This is a genomic window from Streptomyces sp. WM6372, from assembly GCF_001279655.1.
In the GTDB taxonomy this organism is placed as follows: domain Bacteria; phylum Actinomycetota; class Actinomycetes; order Streptomycetales; family Streptomycetaceae; genus Streptomyces.
On the sequence record NZ_LGDB01000212.1, the window covers coordinates 1 to 17,371 of the forward strand.

Consider the following 17,371-nt stretch of genomic DNA (forward strand, 5'->3'; position numbering starts at 1 on the left):
TGCGGGGCGGGCACGTACCATGGCGGCATGTCCTTCCTCCGCCGCAACCGCGCCGCCACACCCGCCGGCCCGGACTTCGACGTCCTGGCCATGGACCCGGGGGACTGGCCGGGCAATCTCGGGGCCGGGCTGCTGCCCGCGCCCGACGGCAGCTGCCAGGGCGTCTTCCTCCGCTACGACCTGTTCGGCGGACGCGGCCCCGCAATGATCATCGGCAACCTCCCCGAGGGCTCCCCGGCCCGGGAGCTCACCGACGGCCAGGTCCCCTTCGAGGTGGCCCAGCTCCTCGACGCCCTCGAGAACGACGAGGACGTCGAGGTCACCGGCATCGAGGACTGCCCCGTCATGCAGGGCGACAACCTCCTCATCGTCCGCAAGGTCAAGCTCTCCGAGGGCCGGATCAGCTGCGTGCAGTTCGACCGCAGCGACAACGTGCTGGTCACCATCGCCAGCTGGGACCGCCCCATCACCGACGATCTGTACGCACTGCTCAAGCCGCTCCCCGCCGAGCTCTTCCAGCAGGGCTAGCCACCCGCAGCCGGCGCTACGCGTCCGCGATGTCGTTCGCCGCCACGTAGCCGAACGTCATCGCGGGGCCGATCGTCGATCCCGCCCCCGCGTAGCTGTGGCCCATCACCGCCGCGCTCGCGTTGCCCGCCGCCCACAGGCCCCGGATCACCGAGCCGTCCGGACGCAGCGCGCGGGCCCGCGCGTCCGTGACGATGCCCCCCTTCGTGCCCAGGTCACCCGGCACGATCTTGAAGGCGTAGAACGGCGGCGCCCAGATCGGGGCCAGGCACGAGTTCGGCTGGACCCCGGGGTCCGTGTAGTAGTGGTCGTACGCCGTGTCCCCCCGGTGGAAATCGGGGTCGGTGCCGTTCCACGCCTGGGCGTTGAACCGGTTGAGGGTGGCGCGCAGCGCTCCCGCCGGGACTCCGATCTGGCCCGCCAGCGCGTCCCAGGTCCACGCCTTCTTCGCCGCGCCCGCCTCGTACCACGCGTCCGGGAAGACGATCGTCGGCAGGATGTCCTTGAACAGGTACTTGTTGCGGTAGTTCTGATCCACGATCAGCCAGGCCGGGATGTGCGAGCCCGCCGCCCCCCGGTCCTTCTCGTACATCACGTGCACCACATCGCTGTACGGGGCCGCCTCGTTGACGAACCGCGCACCCGCCCGGTTCACGATCAGCCCGCCGGGCAGCGTGCGCTCCGCCAGGCAGAAGTACGGCTCCCCGGGCAGCGGGATCGACGGCCCCCACCACGCGTCCTCCATCAGGGCCAGCGCCGCCCCCGCCCGCTGCCCCGCCCGGATCCCGTCGCCCGTGTTCTCCCTGGCACCGACCGACCACTGGGTGCCGATGGGCTGCTGCTGGTACTGCGCCCGCATCTCCGCGTTGTGCTCGAAGCCGCCCGAGCCGACGATCACGCCCTTGCGGGCCCGTACGACACCCCGTACGCCCTCCTTCTCCACCACGACACCGGTGACGGCGCCCCCCTCCTGCACCAGGTCGACGAGCGGGCTGTTCAGCCACACCGGAACCCCGGCCTGCATCAGCCCGGCCCGCAGCCCGGCCGCCAGCGCCTGGCCCATCGTCAGCGGCTTCTGCCCGCACAGCGCGGCCTCGGCGCCGCGCGCCAGGCACTGCGTGGACACCGCGAGGCCCTTGGCGTTCACGGCCGCCAGGTTCAGCCACTTGTAGTCCTGGCTGAAGACCACCATCCCGGCCGGTACCGGCATGTACGCCGGGTTCAGCCGGGCCAGTTCGGCGCCCAGGAGATGTCCGTCGATCTGGTCGGGCTCGATGGACCGGCCGTTCGGCAGCCCGCCCGGCAGGTTCGGGTAGTAGTCGCTGTACCCGTCCATGTACCGGAAGCGCAGCGGGCTGTTGGCCATCACGAAGTCCAGCATCCGGGGGCCGTTGGCGAGGAAGGCCGCCTGCCGCTCCGCCGGCGAGCCGTCGCCGACGACCGCCGCCAGGTACGCCGCCGCCTTCTGCGGGGTGTCCGGCACGCCCGCCGCCAGGATCACCGAGTTGTTCGGCAGCCAGATCCCGGCCCCGGAGCGCGCCGCCGAACCGCCGAACGTCGGCGCCTTCTCGACCACCAGCACGCTCAGGCCCCGCTTGGCGGCGGTGAGCGCGGCGGTCATCCCGGAGGCCCCGGACCCGACCACGACCACGTCGTACTCGCCGAGCGGAACCCCCGTACCGGCCCCGTCGGCGGCCCGTGCGGCGGTCGGCGGCAGCACGGCTGCGGCGAGCACCCCCGCCCCGGCCCCGGCGAGGACCGTACGGCGGGAGGGAGGGGTGGGGCATGCGGACTCAGCGCTTGCGGACATGGGCGGGCTCCAGCGGAGTGGGAGGGCGGGGGCGATCGGCGGCTCCAGCATTTCTGATGCTGAGTCAGAAAAGGTGTTCGGGGGATCATGTGATGTCAAGGCATGCGCGGGGGTGGCGGGACGGCCCGGAACGCACGAAATCCCGTGGTACGCACACCGGGTGCGTACGGCACGGGATTTTCGTACGGGGTCGGGCCGCCGGGATCAGCGGGTCCCGACCGCCGCGCGGACCGCCCTGCGGGCCATGCCGCAGTCGTCGTGCAGACGGCGCAGCAGCAGCCGCTGCTCCTCGCCGGAGGACAGGGAGCCCGCCGGCAGCGGGTGGTTCGGGGCGGTCGCCAGCATGGAGCGCTGGACCGCCGTCTCACACATCCGGATCTCCCGCGTCAGCACCAGCATCAGGTTGACCAGGAACGCGTCCCGCGAGGCCGGACCGGCCGACTGGGCGAGCCGGCTGATCTGGCCGCGAGCGGCCGGGGCGTCGCCCAGCACCGTCCACAGCGTGGCCAGGTCGTAGCCGGGCAGGTACCAGCCCGCGTGCTCCCAGTCGAGCAGCACCGGCCCCGCCGGAGACAGCAGCAGGTTCGACAGGAGCGCGTCACCGTGGTTGAACTGCCGCTGGACGCCCGCCAGTTTCAGTCCGCACAGCAGCTTCTGGAGGTCACCCAGATCCCGGTCGGTGAGCAGCCCCAGCTCGTGGTACCGCGCCACGCGCTGCCCGTAGTTCAGTGGGTCCCCGAAGAGATCGGTCGGCGGACGCCACTGGTTCACCCGGCACACCGCGCCCAGCGCGGCCCGTACGTCGGCCCGCGGCGGGGCCTCCACGGGGTGCCTCTGCAAAGCCGCGACCCGGCCCGCCATCCGTTCGACCACCAGCGTGCAGTTCTCGGGATCCGCGGCGATCAGCCGCGGTACCCGGACCGGCGGGCGGTGCCGGACGAACGCCCGGTACGACGCTATTTCGTGCCGGTACCGCTCGCGCCATTCCGGCGAGTGGTCCAGTAAAACCTTGGCGACCGCGGTCATCCGCCCTGTCGTCCCGACCAGGAGGACCGACCGGCCGCTGCGCCGCAGCACCTGGACCGGCGCGAACTCCGGACAGATCCGCTGCACCGAGGCCAGCGCGGTGCGCAGCTGCGCACCCTGCGGCCCCGAGAGGTCGATTCTTCCGCTGAGCGGCTGCGATCCGGCCCCCGGCATCCGCCGCGCCCGTACGGCGCCCTGCGCCGGTGCCGCCTGGCGGCCGGGGTCGATGTAGGGGCCGCCGCCCGCCTGGAGCGTGCGGTGCGGCCGGACCGGGGCGGACACGGAGGACGTTGCTGCGTACATGGCGTTACGGATCCCTTCGTGCGCCGACGAGTTGCGTACGCCGCCCCGCCGGTCCCCTGCTTCACCCTGGGGAGTTCCGCCCGGAGACCGGGTCGGGGAGGCGCATTCCTACCTGACACCCGGCCGTGGGTGGCGGACCACGAAGCGTGCCCTGGCGAAGCCTGGCGAATATGCACGAGGCCTCTGACGGCGGGCTACTGTCAAATCAGCCGAGAACCTGGGGGCTTGACGTGAGCAAAGGACCAAACACCCGCCTGAACGACTTGTTCGGTCTGGCCGGCTGGTCGAAGGGTGAGCTGGCGAGGATGGTCAACCGGCAGGCGGCGGCCATGGGCCACCACCAGCTGGCCACCGACACCTCGCGGGTACGGCGCTGGATCGACATGGGGGAGACCCCGCGCGAACCGGTGCCGACCGTACTGGCAGCCCTGTTCACCGAGCGGCTCGGTCGTGTCGTGACCATCGAGGACCTCGGGTTCGTACGGCAGCGGCGCACCACCAAACGGCAGCCGGACGGGGCGAAGGAGAACCCCGACGGAATGCCCTGGGCGCCCGAACGCACAGCCGCGGTCCTCACCGAATTCACGGGAATGGACCTCATGCTCAACCGTCGCGGTCTGATGGGCGCGGGTGTCGCGCTCACCGCCGGCTCCGCCCTCACCCACGCCATGAACGACTGGCTCCACACCGATCCCGCCCCCGCCAAGGCCCCGCAGCACTTCGGCGACTCCTACCAGGCCGATCCGATCGGCTACGACCGCTACGAAGCCGCCCCCATCGGTTCCCAGGAGATCGAGGCGCTGGAGCGCTCCGTGGAGGTGTTCCGCGCCTGGGACGCCTCGCGAGGAGGCGGATTGCAGCGCAAGGCCGTGGTCGGCCAGCTCAACGAGGTCGGCGGCATGCTCGCGTACCACCACCCCGACCACCTCCAGCGGCGGCTGTGGGGGGTGGCGGCCAACCTGGCGGTGCTGGCGGGCTGGATGTCCCACGACGTGGGTCTCGAACCCACCGCGCAGAAGTACTTCGTCATCGCCGCGCACGCGGCCCGCGAGGGCGGGGACCGGCCGCGGGCCGGCGAAGCGCTGTCCCGGGCCGCCCGCCAGATGGTCCACCTGGGCAAGCCCCACGAGGCCCTGGACCTGATGAAGCTGGCCCAGTCCGGCTCCGGCGAGCAGACCCTGCCCCGTACCCGCGCCATGCTGCACACCATCGAGGCCTGGGCGCAGGCGGCGATGGGCAAGGGCCAGGCCATGCGCCGCACCCTCGGCGAGGCCGAGGACCTGTTCGTCTCGGACAAGGGCGACGTCCCCCCGCCGTGCTGGATGCAGAACTTCGACGAGGCGGACCTGCACGGCATGCAGGCCCTGGCCTTCCGCACCCTCGCCGATCACGATCCCTCGGTCGCGCCGATCGCCCAGCGGCACGCCCGGGAGGCGCTGCGGCTGCGGTCCGGCGGCCACCAGCGCTCGCAGATCTTCGACTACATCTCCATGGCTTCGGCCTGCTTCATCGCCGACGATCCGGAACAGGCCGACCGCTACGCCCGGCTCGCGCTGGTCTCGATGAACGAGACCTCCTCGCACCGGACCTGGGACCGGCTGCGCGAGATGTACCGGCTGACCGGACAGTACGCCGGGTACGCGCGGATCGAGGACCTGCGGGCGGAGATCGCACTGGCCCTGCCGAACAGCCCGTCGCAGCGCACCGTCTAGCGCCGGTGGCACCCCTCCGCACGACACCGGTACACACGACGCCTGTCCGCACGACATCTGTCCGCACGACACCCGTACGGAGACGAGAACGGCCGCGCCGTGCGGCGCGGCCCTGAAGCGGTACCCGTCGGCCCTTCGCGGGGCGGTCAGCCCCCGACCCTGGCCACCAGGACGCAGGCGTCGTCCTCCCGTTCACCCACACCGAACTCCTCGACCACCATCCGCACGCAGTCCTGCGCCGACCGCGCGCCCGCGAACCGCGGCGCGAGGGCCAGCAGCCGCTCGGTGCCGTCCGCCCGGCTGAACTCGATGCTGCACGGCGTCAGTGCGTCCGTGTGCAGGACGAGCACGTCGCCCGGTTCCAGCCGCTCCTCGGCCTGCCCGTACGCCGCCCCGGAGGTCGCGCCCAGCAGTACGCCCTCCGGCGGCTGCAGGGCGCGGCCCGAGCCGCCGCGGAACAGCAGCGGGGCCGGATGGCCGGCCTGCGCCCAGGACAGCACACGGCGGGCGGGATCGTAGCGGCAGCACACCGCCGAGCCGAGCGCCGGCTGGACGGAGGACTCCAGCAGCTGGTTGAGCCAGCCCATCAGCGGGCCCGGCTCGATCCCGGCCATCGCCATGCCGCGCAGGGCGCCGAGCATCATCGCCATCCCGGAGGTGGCCGTCACCCCGTGCCCGGTCAGGTCGCCCACGGTCAGCAGCGAGCGGCCGTCGGGCAGTTCGAGCGCGTCGTACCAGTCCCCGCCGATCAGCGCGCTCGTCGCGGCGGGCAGGTAGTGCGCGGCGACGTCGAGCGTGCCGGTGGTGTGGTGCGGGAACCGCAGGGAGCCGCGCCACGGGGGGAGCACGGCTTCCTGCAGCTCGACCGCCAGCCGGTGCTCGGTCTGCGCGATCTCCCGCCGGCGCTGCAGCGAGTCACGGGACTCGCGTACGGCGCGCTGGCTTCGGCGCAGCTCACTCACGTCCCGGAGCACGGCCCACATGGAGGCCGTGCAGCCGTCGGAGTCGAGTACCGGCTCGCCTCGCATGTGCAGCGTCCGGACGCGGCCGTCGGCCCGGACGATGCGGAACTCGCCGTCGATCGGCTTCCCGTCGACCAGGCAGGCCGTCACCATCGAGGTGAGCAGCGGCTGGTCCTCGGAGAAGAGGGTGGAGCCGAGTTCGTCGAGGGGGAGCGGACCCGCCTCGGGGGAGCGGCCGAAGATCTGGAACAGCTCCTCGGACCAGTTGACCTCGTCGGTGAGCAGGTTCCACTCGGCGCTGCCGATGCGGGTCTGCTGCGCCTCGGGCCCGGCTGCCGCGTCGTCCTCCGGCTCGCCCTCGGCGAGCCCGTCGAGTTCGGGGGCGACCGGCAGGCCCTCCTTGAGCTGGCCCAAGTGCTCGCCCAGGTCGTCGAGCTGGTGGACGGCCAGATCGCACAGCGCGCGCTGCCAGCGGCCCTGCGCGTCGTCGTCGTCGACGACGGTGTCGCGGCGCACCGCGTCCACCTCGCCGCGGAGCCGCCGGGTCTGCGAGATCAGTGCGTCCACCGACCCTGGCTCGGGCGGCTGCGCGGGACGGTCCGCGAAGAGGTGGGACGCCATGAGAACTCCGATACAGGCGGCGCGGTACGGCCATGTCTGAAGGAAGGACCGGTTACGACTGTTGCACAGGCCGCGACGACCCGTAAGTCGTTTGGCAACATCCGTAACGGCCTTGCTTCGGGCATATGCCAAGGGCCTCCCGGCCCCCCCTTCGCGCGTACGAACGTTTCCGGTCAGCCCTTCCGGGGCCTGCCCGAGCCCTCCCGCGTCACACGGTGATCGGCACCGGGTGGATCTCGCTGGCCGGGTGTCCGGTGCGCTCGTGGATCCGCATCACCGCGTCGGCCGAGGGCGCATCGGACAGGCAGTACACCGTGCCGGAAGCGGGGTCGGCCCAGGCGCGCTCGAAGTGCACCTTCTCCTCGTGCTCGATCGCCAGGTCCGCCTTGTGGGCGGCCATCAGCTCGGCTTCCGTAATGCCCTTCATGCCGTGGTGGACATCCATGTACATCGTCACCGCCACACACCTCCTCGCGTGATGTCGGCGCGTACGGCCGTCTCTCCTCCCATCGTCCTCCCGCGGCCGGAAACCGGCCCTCCGGAGGGCGCAGATCGATCGTACGGGCGAGGCGTACGACACTTCCGGGCGGCGGAATCCGTACACGAGCCGGGTCCGCACCCCCGCGGGGTACCCCCCGAACGAAGGACCCCGTCCCCTCGCGGCCCGGACGACACCCCCCTTCCACTTCCCAGCTCATCCCATGATCGCTACGCTACGTGCCGGTAATGAGCCGGTGGAGGTTCGCGCACGCGGATCCGCGCAGGGTGGGGACACGAAACATGACCGGGCAGAGCCGCCGCTCCTTCCTCACCCACCTCGTTGCCGCGCCGACGCTCGCCCTCGTCACCCGGGCCGGGGCCGACGTCCTGGCCCCGCAGCCCGCCCACGCCGTGGTCCCGAGCCTGCCCGCCCCCGCCGATCTGGTCGACCTCGGCGACCTGTTCATCCTGGCCGGCGCGCCCACCTCCGCCCTGCTGGCGCTCTCCGTGGAGGCGGACGGGAGCATCCGGTTCCGGCTGCCCCGCGAGGAGGTCGGCCAGGGCCTCACCACCGCCGTCGCCATGCTCGTCGCGGAGGAGCTCGACGCGCCGCTGGCGGCCGTCCGCGTGGAACTGGACGACGCGCGGCCCGAGCTGCTGTTCAACCAGCTCACCGGGAGCTCCAACTCCATCCGCTCCCTCTACGGGCCGGTCCGCCAGACCGCCGCCACCGCCCGGGCCCGGCTCGTCGCCGCGGCCGCCCGCCGCTGGAACCTCGCCGCCTCCTCGCTGACCACCGCGAACGGGGTCGTACGGGCGCCCGACGGCCGCACGGCCGCGTACGGGGGCCTCGCCGCGGCCGCCGCCGACCCCACCCTGGTCGTCCTCGGCGCCACCCCCAAGAAGGCGGCGAAGCACTCCCTCGTCGGCCGGCCGACCGGCCGGATCGACGCCCGCGCCATGGTGACCGGCGCCCAGCGGTACACCCTCGACCTCGACGTGCCCGGCGCCAAGCCCTGCGTGGTGCGCCGCCCGCCCAGCCTCGGCGGCAGCGTCAAGGGCGTCGCCAACCTCGCCGCCGTACGGGCCATGCCCGGCGTCCTGCACGTGGTCACCATCGCGACCGGAGTCGCCGTCGTCGCCGAGACCTTCGGCCAGGCCCTCGACGCCAAGGCCGCCCTCCAGGTCACCTGGGGCCCCGGCCCCGCCGACCAGCTCTCCGACGAGCAGGTCCGCGCCACGCTGCGCGCCGCCACCCCGCCGCTGCTGGTGCCGCCGCTGCTCACCCCGTACGTGGACGCCGAGTTCGACTTCGCCTTCGTCAGCCACGCGCCCATGGAGACCAACTCCGCCGTGGCCGACGTACGGGAGGACCGCGCCGAGATCTGGTCCGGGCTCAAGTCCCCGATCGTGGCCCGCGAGACCATCGCCGCCGATCTCGGTCTGCCGCTCGACAAGGTCACCGTGCACGTGGTCCAGGCCGGCGGCTCCTTCGGGCGGCGCCTGTTCTTCGACGCCGCGCTGGAGGCCGCCCGGGTGTCGAAGGCCTGCCGCCGTCCCGTCCGGCTGATGTGGACCCGCGTCGACGACACCCGGCACGGCCGGATGCGCCCCGCCACCCACCACAAGATCCGCGCCACCCATCTGCTGGGCGAGGTGCTCTCGTTCGAGCACCGGGTGGCCGCCGCCGAGACCGACTTCCGGCACGGGCTCGGCGAGATCATCACCGCCACCGCCGCCAGCCTGCCGCTCGGCATCGGCAACGCCACCCTCGCGCAGACCCTGTTCCACACCACGATCAAGTCCCCCTACCACTTCGGGCTCACCACCCACGGGCTCAGCGAGGTGCCCACCGGCATCCCGACCGGGTCCTGGCGCTCGGTGTACTCCGCCAACACCCGGGGCGCCGAGGAGATCGTGGTCGACGAACTCGCCGCGCGGACCGGCAAGGACCCGTACCGGTTCCGGCGCACCTTCCTGAAGACCGACGCCCAGCGCGCCGTGCTCGACAAGGCGGCGACGGAGGGGGAGTGGGGGCGGCCCATGCCGGCGGGCTGCGCGCAGGGCATCGCCTTCCACGAGGAGTACAAGTCCCGTACGGCCTGCCTGGTCGAGATCGACGCCCGGGACCCTGAGCACGTCCGCGTCACCAAGGCCGTCATCGCGGTGGACGTGGGCCTGCCCGTCAACCCGCGCGGACTGGAGGCCCAGATGATCGGCGGTCTCACCGACGCGATCTCCACCACCCTGAAGGCCGGGCTGCACCTGGACAAGGGGCTGCCGCTGGAGGGCAGCTACAGCCAGTTCCACTGGGCGCGCCAGCGCGACACCCCGCAGGACGTACGGGTCTTCGTCCTGCCGGCCACCGGGGAGGAGCCCGGCGGCGCGGGCGAGCTCGGCGTCCCGGCGGCGGTCGGCGCGATCGCCAATGCCTGGGCCCGGGCCACCGGTGCCAAGCCGCGCAGCTTCCCCCTCGACTTCGACGTCGACTTCACCCCGTACCCCCGCTAGCCGGTAGCCCAGTTCAGGAGAGTCCGCCGTGCCCTCGCACACCTTCACCGTCAACGGGCAGAGCGTCACCGTGGACGCGCCCGACGACATGCCCCTGCTGTGGGTGCTCCGCGACATGCTGGGCGTACGCGGCCCCAAGTACGGCTGCGGCGTGGACGTCTGCAAGGCCTGCACCAGCCATCTCGACGGGTCGGACGTCCGCCCGTGCGTGGTGCCCGTCTCCGCGTGCGCCGGCAGGACGGTGACCACCATCGAGGGGCTGGCGGACGGGGACGTCCTGCACCCCGTGCAGGAGGCCTGGCTCGAACAGGACGTCGCCCAGTGCGGCTTCTGCCAGCCCGGCCAGATCATGGCCGCCGTCGCGCTGCTGAAGCGCACCGGCACGCCCACGGACGAGGACATCGACGCGATCGCCAACATCTGCCGCTGCGGCACCTACTTCCGTATCCGCGAGGCCATCCGCAGCGCGGCCGCCCGGATGTGAGCCGCCCGGGCCCGCGCGGGGGCCGTCAGCCGCGCGGCCGCGAGCGAGAGGGGCCCCGGCGACTCCCCCGTCGATGCCGGGGCCCGACCGCTCGGGGTCAAACCTAGGCGGCCGGCCGGAGGTTCGCAGGGTCCGCCCTGCACAGTGACGGGGCGGGGCGGGTATCACCGAGCACAGTGATGCGCCGGGCGGCCGACCGCGACGGCGCGGCCCGGACCGAAGGGAGCCCCTCATTTCGCACCCGCCCGTCCCGCATACGCCCGCTGCGGCGCCCCCGCCCGCGGACCGGTCCCGCGGCCGGTCCGAGGACATCCTCAAGGTGCACCGCCTCGCCCACTCCGGCGGCTCGGCCGCCCTGTTGGAGTGGCTCGCCGCCCGGCTGGACGGCTGGACCGGCGTGGTGGACGCCGACGCGCCCGCAGGTCCCGAGCTCGCCGTCCGCGGGGCCGCGGAGCTGAGCACCCGGGGCGTGCGTTCGGCCGTCCTGCACGGCGAGGGCTCGGCCGCGCTGCTGTTCGCGCTGGACGGGGGGCGCGCCCTGGCCGCCGTACTGGATCTGCCGCACCACCCCGAAGCGCCCGCGCTGCTCGCGGACTCCGCCGCGGCGCTGGCCCTCGTCCTGCGCGCCGAGGAGGCCGAGCGGCGCGAGGAGCGGGCCGAGCTCGCCGAATCGCGGGCCCGCGAGGCCGTCTTGCACCTGCTGATGAACGGCCGGCTCTCCACCGCCCACCAGATCGCCGAGGCGCTCACGCCCCCGCTGCCGGACCCGCTGCGGATGTACGTCGTGGAATGCCGGGCCGGGCAACGGGGCGAGGTGGCCCGGCTCTGCGAGGAGCTGACCGGCGGCCGGGCCTGGATCGTGCGCTGCCCGGTGTACGTGCGCCACCTCATCGCCCTGGTCCCGGCCGGCCCCGCGGCGCTCTCGGCCGAGCACGATCCGCTGTCCGAGGCGCTGGTGGGCGCGGCGCGGGACCGGGCGGTCGGGGTCAGCGGGCACCTGCGGCTGCGCGAGGCACCGGCCGCGTACGCCCAGGCCTTCCACGCCCTGGCCGTGGCCCGCGGCCGGGCCGGGCGGCACGCCCGCTTCGGCCCCGGGCCCGAGCTGGAGCTGGCCGCCCACGCGGCCGGGACCGGCTGGGCGCAGACCCTGCTCGCGCCCCTGCACACGTACGAGCCCCGGCGCCCCCAGGACCCCGGCCCGCAGGAGCTGCGGGCCACGGCCCACGCCTGGCTGAACTTCGGCCCGCACGCGACGCGGCTGCTGAAGATCCACCGCAACACCCTGGCCACCCGGCTGCGCCTGATCGAGTCGGTGCTCGGCCGGGACCTCGCGCGGCTGCCCGAGCAGGCGGAGCTCTCGTTCGCGCTGCGGCTGACCCCGGGCGGGCGGGGCGCCTCCCCGGGTGCCGCGGCCGGCGCTGCGGGTGTCCCGGCCGGCGCCCCGGCCGATCTGGACGGCGTACTGCGCCACCCCGACCTGGCGGCCTGGGCCCGCGCGCACCTGGCGCCGCTGAGCGGGCACGAGGCCCCGCCCGGCGCCCGCGAGACCGTACGGGCCTGGCTGCGGCACGACGCGCACCTGGTCCCGGCGGCCGCCGCGCTCGGCATCTCGGTGCCGGGTACGCGCAAGCGGCTGGCCCGGATCGAAGTCCTGCTGGAGCGCTCGCTGCTCCAGTCGCCGAGCGCCCGCCACGACCTGTGGCTGGCCCACCGGGCCGAGGAACTGGCCGGTTCGCCGGGTCCGCGCCATGACACTGTCCCGATAAGGGGCAAACCGCATGAAACATGCACGATCATGCCGGGATGAGGCGTATCAATCTGAAGCGCGTGCTGGTGGGTGAACCGCTCGACACCGCACGGTTGGGCGAGACCCTGCTGCCCAAACGGCTCGCGCTGCCGATCTTCTGCAGCGACCCGCTCTCCTCCGTGGCCTACGCCACCGAGGAGATCCTGCTGATCCTCGCCCTCGGCGGCGCGGCGCTGCTCCACCTCACCTGGTACGCGGCCGCCGCCATCGTCTTCCTGATGATCGTGGTCGTCGCCTCCTACCGGCAGACCTGCTACGCCTATCCCGGCGGCGGCGGTGCCTACATCGTCAGCTCGGAGAACCTCGGCCAGACCGCCGCCCTGACGGCCGCCAGCGCGCTGCTCGTCGACTACGTCATGACCGTCGCCGTCTCGGTGGTCTCCGGCGTGGACGCCATCACCTCCGCGATCCCCTCGCTCAGCGACCACGAAGTCGTCCTGTCGGTGGGGTTCGTGGTGCTGCTGATGCTGATGAACCTGCGCGGCGTACGGGAGTCGGGACGCATCTTCGCCGTTCCGACCTACGGCTTCGTCCTCGTCGTCTACGTCATGTTCGCCGTGGCGGCCGTCCGGATCGCCACCGGGGACACCATCCGCGCCGAGTCCGCCGATCTCCCCATCACCGCGGAGGGCACGTTCACCGGGCTGGGCCTGGTGCTCCTCGCGATGCGGGCCTTCGCCTCGGGCTGTACGGCGCTGACCGGCGTCGAGGCGATCAGCAACGGCGTGCCCGCCTTCCGGAAGCCCAAGAGCCGCAATGCCGCCAACACCCTGGCGGCGATGGGCATCCTGTCGGTGACCATGTTCTCCGGCATCACGATCCTCGCCATGGTCTACGAGGTGCACGTCGCCGCCGACCCGACGGAGCTGGGCCTGCCGGCCGGCACGCCGATGTCCACCGCGCTCGCCCAGATCGGCCGCGCCACCTTCGGGAACTGGCACTTCCTCTTCTACCTGCTCCAAGCCGTCACCGCCGGCGTGCTGATCCTCGCCGCGAACACGGCCTTCAACGGCTTCCCGATGCTCGCCTCGATCCTGGCCAAGGACCGCTACGCGCCGCGCCAGCTGTTCAACCGCGGCGACCGGCTCGTCTACTCCAACGGCATCGTGCTGCTCGCGCTCGCCGCCGTCGCCCTCATCGTCGCCTTCGACGCCGAGCTGACCCGGCTCATCCAGCTCTACATCATCGGCGTCTTCGTCTCCTTCACCCTCTCCCAGACGGGCATGGTCCGGCACTGGCGGCGGGAGCTCGCCTCCCCGGCCACGCCCAGGGCGCAGCGGATCCACATCCACCGGAGGCTGACGATCAACGCGGTCGGCGCGGTCCTGACCGCCTTGGTCCTGGTCATCGTCCTGACCACCAAGTTCACGCACGGCGCCTGGCTGGTCGTCATCGCGATGCCGCTGCTCTTCCTGGGCATGAAGGCGGTCCGCCGGCACTATGACCGGGTCTCGGCCCAGGTCGCCGTCGCCTCCGGGGTCAAGCCGCGCAAGCCCTCCCGCCACCACGTGCTGGTGCTCGTGTCCAACGTGCACGCCCCGACGCTGAAGGCACTGGGCTATGCACAGGCGCTGCGGCCGGACACCCTGACCGCCGTCACCGTCGCCGCCGACGAGGAGGACGCGCGGCGGCTGCGCGAGGCCTGGGCGGAGCACGACCCGGGCGTACCGCTGAAGATCCTGCACTCCCCGTACCGCGAGGTCATCGGGCCGGTGCTCGCGTACGTGCAGGAGCTGGCCGCCGCCGAGGGGACGGACATCCTGTCCGTGGTGATCCCCGAGTACGTGGTGGGGCACTGGTGGGAGCAGCCCCTGCACAACCAGAACGCGCTGCGGCTGAAGGCGCGGCTGCTGTTCACCCCCGGGGTCGCGGTGATCGACGTGCCGTACCTGCTGGAGTCGGCCCGGCCGGCGGAGCCGGCGAGGTAGCGGGGGCGTTCGCGCGCTGGAGCACCGCCGCATGGGCCAGTGCCAGCTCCACCACGTGCGCCGGGTCGGAGAGCGTGCGGCCGGTCAGCCGCTCCAGGCGGCGCAGCCGGTTCGAGACGGTGTTGCGGTGGCAGTACAGCCGTTGCGCGGCGTACGTCGTCGAGCCCTGGCAGGTCAGCCACGTGCCCAGCGTGGTCAGCAGCACCCGGCGGTCCTCCGCGGGCAGCGCCAGCACCGGGCCGAGCACCACCTGCCGCAGCCGGCCCGCGAGTTCGGCCTGGGAGGCGACCAGCGCGGTCGGCAGCCGCTCGTCCAGCAGGGCCGTGCACGGACCGCCGGACGCGGGGGCGGTGCGCAGCGCGAGCGCGGCCAGCCGGTGCGCCCGGGCCAGGTCCCCGGGGCCCTCCACGACCGGGCTGACCCCGGCCCGGGATCCGAGCGCGCCGAGCAGCTCCCGTACGGACTCCAGGGGATGGTGGCCCAGCTCCACCAGGGCGGTCTCCCCGTCGGCGCGGATCCGCCACAGCACGCGCAGGCCGTCCGGGGCGGGCGGGCCGCCGGAACCGCCCGGGTTTCCGGGCGAGCCCGGGGCGTCCCGCGAGCCCGGGGCGACCGGCGCGCCCGGGGCGAGCACGACGACCGCGAAGCGGCCGCGTCCGGGGAGGCCGAGCCGGTCCGCCGCCTCCGCGGCAGCGGGTCCGTCCGGCGGAGCCGTACCGTCGAGCAGGGCGTCGAGCAGGGCCGCCCGGCGCTCCCGGTCGCGGTCGCAGCGCGCGGCGTCCGTACCGCGGTACGCGTCGGCCACGGCGTCCGTCAGCTGGTCCAGTACGTCCCACAGCACGGCCGCGGCCGGCAGCAGCCGGGGCAGCGCCGCCGGGTCGTGGGCCGCCACCGCCTCGTTGAGGGTCTGCCACACCATGCGGCCACCGCGCCGGTAGGCGTGCAGCAACGAGTCGAGCGGCACGCCCTGTTCGGCCAGGAGCGTGCCGGTGGCGCGGGCGCCCGCGAGCTCCACGGGCAGCCCGCGGATGCCGCGGTCCAGCCCCTCGACGGACTGCCGGAGGCCGAGGCGGATCCGCTCGCGCAGCTCGGCCCGGCCGAGCAGGGCGGCGTACGCGGGATCCTCGGCCAGCGTCCGGTCGGCGAGCCGGTCCGCCGTCACGGTGATCCGGCGGGACAGGTCCTCGCGTATCTCCTCGATGATCCGCTCCATGACGGGCAGGGTGACACGGGGGAGGGGGCGCTGGGGAGGGCCGGGACCGGGCCGCGTTCGCCAACGTGTCCGAATCACCCCGCGCGCTGTGGCTGCGGAGGCGGGCGTCCCGACGGGCACCGCCTCGAACCATTCGCTTTCGCCCGAGCACGGGAGGTCCGGGGCGGGGCGTGGTGATCTTATGTCCGGATGTGCGCGAGTCAGCTGGGATTGCGGGCCGCGAGCGACTTTCATGGGGGGTGCCAGGACTCGTACCGGAGCAGGGGGAGTATTCATGGTCACCGACGGCGGTCAGAAGGACAGCGAGAGCGCGCCCACCCTGATCGGTTCCGTGCAGCGGGCGCTGCGCCTTCTGGAGGCGATGTACGCCGAGGACGGGGCGACGGCGAAACGGCTCGCGCGGCTCACCGGGATTCCGCTGCCCACCGTGTACCACCTGCTGCGCACCCTCAGCCACGAGGGATACGTCGAGCGCGAGGGCGGCGCCTTCCGGCTCGCGGAACATCTTCCGCTTGCTTCGTGAGCCCCCGTCCGAGCTCCCCGGTGAGCCTCGCGCGCCGTATGCGCCCCGTGCGCCCTGTTGCGTGATCGACCGCCGTGATCAACATTCGTGATCAGAAGTCGACGTGTTCCGGCCACGCAGCCGCGTGGTTCAGTGCATGTTCCCGCGGAAAATGCCAGAAGCCCCTTCCGTGGTGTGGAACCTGAGTAAGTTCCCTCCTGTCGCGCCGTAGACCGTGCACTTCGCACGTCTGGCCGGGAGGGGAGCCCGCGTGCCCGGGATCGACGAATGCCTGCTCGAAGCCATGGCCCTGCCTGGTGCGCGGGGGGCCGCGCTGGTCGACTGGAGCAGCGGACTGGCCCTCGGCACCGCCGGGGACTCGCCGGTCGGCGACCACGAGACCACCGCGGCCGAGACCGCCGAGCTGGCCCGGGCGGCCGCCGAGTACGAGTCCTTCGCCCAGCCGGCGCCCGATCCCGCATCGGGACCGGACCTGGGCCAGTCGGGCCTGGGGCTGCCCGTGGAGGACCTGATCGTCACCACCCGCACCGGCTACCACGTCCTCCGCTTCGTCGAAACCAGCTTCGACAGCAGTGTCTTCCTCCACCTGTGGCTGGACCGCGCCGACGGCAACCTCGCCCTCGCCCGGCACAGACTCCGCATCCTCGCCGAGGGGCTGGTCCTCAGATGACCGCCGCCCCGGTGGGCGGCCTCGCCGCCGTCGCCGTCTCGCCCCTCCTGACCCGGCTCGCCGCGGAGCGCGCCACCGGCGCCCTGCTCCGCGACCGCGGCACCCTCTTCCTGGAGGACGGCCGCATCGTGCACGCCGAGAGCCCGGCCACCCCCGGCCTCGACGTCCTCCTCACCACCGGCGGCGGCCTCGCCCCCGAGCGCTGGCGCGAGGCCGTGGACCGGGCCGGCGCCCGCCGCCAGGTCGCCCGCTTCCTCGTGGACAGCGGCGGCCTCGCCGGCGGCGAACTGGAGATATGCCACCTCGCCGCCATCTTCGACGCCGCCTTCTTCGCCCTCTCCCCGGGCACCGGGCCCTCCCGGTTCCGCCGCGGGGCCACCCACTGGATCGGCTCCGTCCGCTCGGTCCCGGCAGCCGCCGTCGAACGGGAGACCCGGCGCCGGCGGGAACTGCTCGACGCCGTGTGGCCGTACCCACTGCTGGACACCTCCCCCGTGGTGCCCCGGGCGGCCGCCCCGGGCCAGACCGTCACCCCCCGCCAGCGGGTCCTGCTGGCCAGGGCGGACGGCGTACGGACCCCGGCGGACCTCGCGTGGTCGCTGGGCCGCCCGGCCTTCCACACGCTGCTCGACGTACGGCGCCTCGCGGCGGCCGGGCTCGTCGAGACCCCGCACGCGCCGGTCCTGACACCGGTCGAAACACCCCTGCCCGACTGGATCACCCAGACCCAATCCCCGGACGTGGCGCTGCTCCGCCGGTTACGCGACGCACTGGAGGCAAGCCTGTGAGGCTC

At 73.4% G+C, this 17,371-nt stretch carries 13 protein-coding genes and 1 pseudogene; 9 read left to right on the forward strand and 5 right to left on the reverse strand.

Annotated elements, in window-relative coordinates; genetic code table 11:
* The first annotated feature begins 27 nt into the window (after positions 1-27).
* Positions 28-528, forward strand: a complete 501-nt coding sequence (locus ADK52_RS28700) for a hypothetical protein (protein ID WP_053692757.1) — start codon at positions 28-30, stop codon at positions 526-528.
* A 16-nt stretch (positions 529-544) separates the two neighbouring features.
* Here the strand turns inward: ADK52_RS28700 and kstD are convergent, their stop codons facing one another.
* Together kstD and ADK52_RS28710 are read right to left on the reverse strand one after the other, a co-directional pair.
* On the reverse strand, positions 545-2,338 hold the full coding sequence (gene kstD, locus ADK52_RS28705; protein ID WP_053692797.1) for a 3-oxosteroid 1-dehydrogenase: 1,794 nt from the start codon (positions 2,336-2,338) through the stop codon (positions 545-547).
* Positions 2,339-2,542: 204 nt separating this feature from the next.
* Complete coding sequence (locus ADK52_RS28710) at positions 2,543-3,667, reverse strand: aminoglycoside phosphotransferase family protein (protein WP_053692758.1); 1,125 nt, start codon at positions 3,665-3,667, stop codon at positions 2,543-2,545.
* A gap of 230 nt (positions 3,668-3,897) precedes the next feature.
* On the opposite strand from ADK52_RS28710, the gene ADK52_RS28715 reads away from it, so the two are divergent.
* Entirely contained in the window at positions 3,898-5,379 is a 1,482-nt protein-coding gene (locus tag ADK52_RS28715) for a hypothetical protein (RefSeq protein WP_053692759.1), read from the forward strand.
* A gap of 146 nt (positions 5,380-5,525) precedes the next feature.
* Here ADK52_RS28715 and ADK52_RS28720 read toward each other — a convergent pair whose 3' ends face one another.
* Positions 5,526-6,962, reverse strand: coding sequence for a PP2C family protein-serine/threonine phosphatase (locus tag ADK52_RS28720; protein WP_053692760.1), 1,437 nt, complete (start codon positions 6,960-6,962; stop codon positions 5,526-5,528).
* A 208-nt stretch (positions 6,963-7,170) separates the two neighbouring features.
* Entirely contained in the window at positions 7,171-7,419 is a 249-nt protein-coding gene (locus tag ADK52_RS28725; RefSeq protein ID WP_107090192.1) for an SCO4226 family nickel-binding protein, read from the reverse strand.
* Positions 7,420-7,742: 323 nt separating this feature from the next.
* On the opposite strand from ADK52_RS28725, the gene ADK52_RS28730 reads away from it, so the two are divergent.
* The 4 genes from ADK52_RS28730 to ADK52_RS28745 all read left to right on the forward strand — a co-directional run bounded on the left by ADK52_RS28730 (position 7,743) and on the right by ADK52_RS28745 (position 14,172).
* Complete coding sequence (locus ADK52_RS28730; RefSeq protein ID WP_107090191.1) at positions 7,743-9,953, forward strand: xanthine dehydrogenase family protein molybdopterin-binding subunit; 2,211 nt, start codon at positions 7,743-7,745, stop codon at positions 9,951-9,953.
* A 28-nt stretch (positions 9,954-9,981) separates the two neighbouring features.
* Positions 9,982-10,437, forward strand: coding sequence for a (2Fe-2S)-binding protein (locus tag ADK52_RS28735; RefSeq protein ID WP_053692762.1), 456 nt, complete (start codon positions 9,982-9,984; stop codon positions 10,435-10,437).
* Positions 10,438-10,756: 319 nt separating this feature from the next.
* On the forward strand, positions 10,757-12,244 hold the full coding sequence (locus tag ADK52_RS28740; RefSeq protein ID WP_063783958.1) for a helix-turn-helix domain-containing protein: 1,488 nt from the start codon (positions 10,757-10,759) through the stop codon (positions 12,242-12,244).
* On the forward strand, positions 12,241-14,172 hold the full coding sequence (locus tag ADK52_RS28745) for an APC family permease (RefSeq protein WP_053692763.1): 1,932 nt from the start codon (positions 12,241-12,243) through the stop codon (positions 14,170-14,172). Before ADK52_RS28740 ends, ADK52_RS28745 begins: the two co-directional genes overlap by 4 nt.
* Here ADK52_RS28745 and ADK52_RS28750 read toward each other — a convergent pair.
* Positions 14,099-15,385, reverse strand: a complete 1,287-nt coding sequence (locus ADK52_RS28750) for a helix-turn-helix domain-containing protein (RefSeq protein ID WP_053692764.1) — start codon at positions 15,383-15,385, stop codon at positions 14,099-14,101. The two genes, ADK52_RS28745 and ADK52_RS28750, sit on opposite strands and share 74 nt — an antisense overlap.
* A gap of 274 nt (positions 15,386-15,659) precedes the next feature.
* On the opposite strand from ADK52_RS28750, the pseudogene ADK52_RS28755 reads away from it, so the two are divergent.
* From ADK52_RS28755 to ADK52_RS28765, 3 genes and pseudogenes are all read left to right on the forward strand, one after another.
* Positions 15,660-15,887, forward strand: a pseudogene (locus ADK52_RS28755) (helix-turn-helix domain-containing protein); the annotation flags it as partial.
* 271 nt (positions 15,888-16,158) lie between these two features.
* On the forward strand, positions 16,159-16,578 hold the full coding sequence (locus ADK52_RS28760; protein WP_053692766.1) for a hypothetical protein: 420 nt from the start codon (positions 16,159-16,161) through the stop codon (positions 16,576-16,578).
* Entirely contained in the window at positions 16,575-17,366 is a 792-nt protein-coding gene (locus tag ADK52_RS28765; protein ID WP_053692767.1) for a DUF4388 domain-containing protein, read from the forward strand. The genes ADK52_RS28760 and ADK52_RS28765 overlap by 4 nt, the downstream gene beginning before the upstream one ends.
* Positions 17,367-17,371 lie beyond the last annotated feature (5 nt).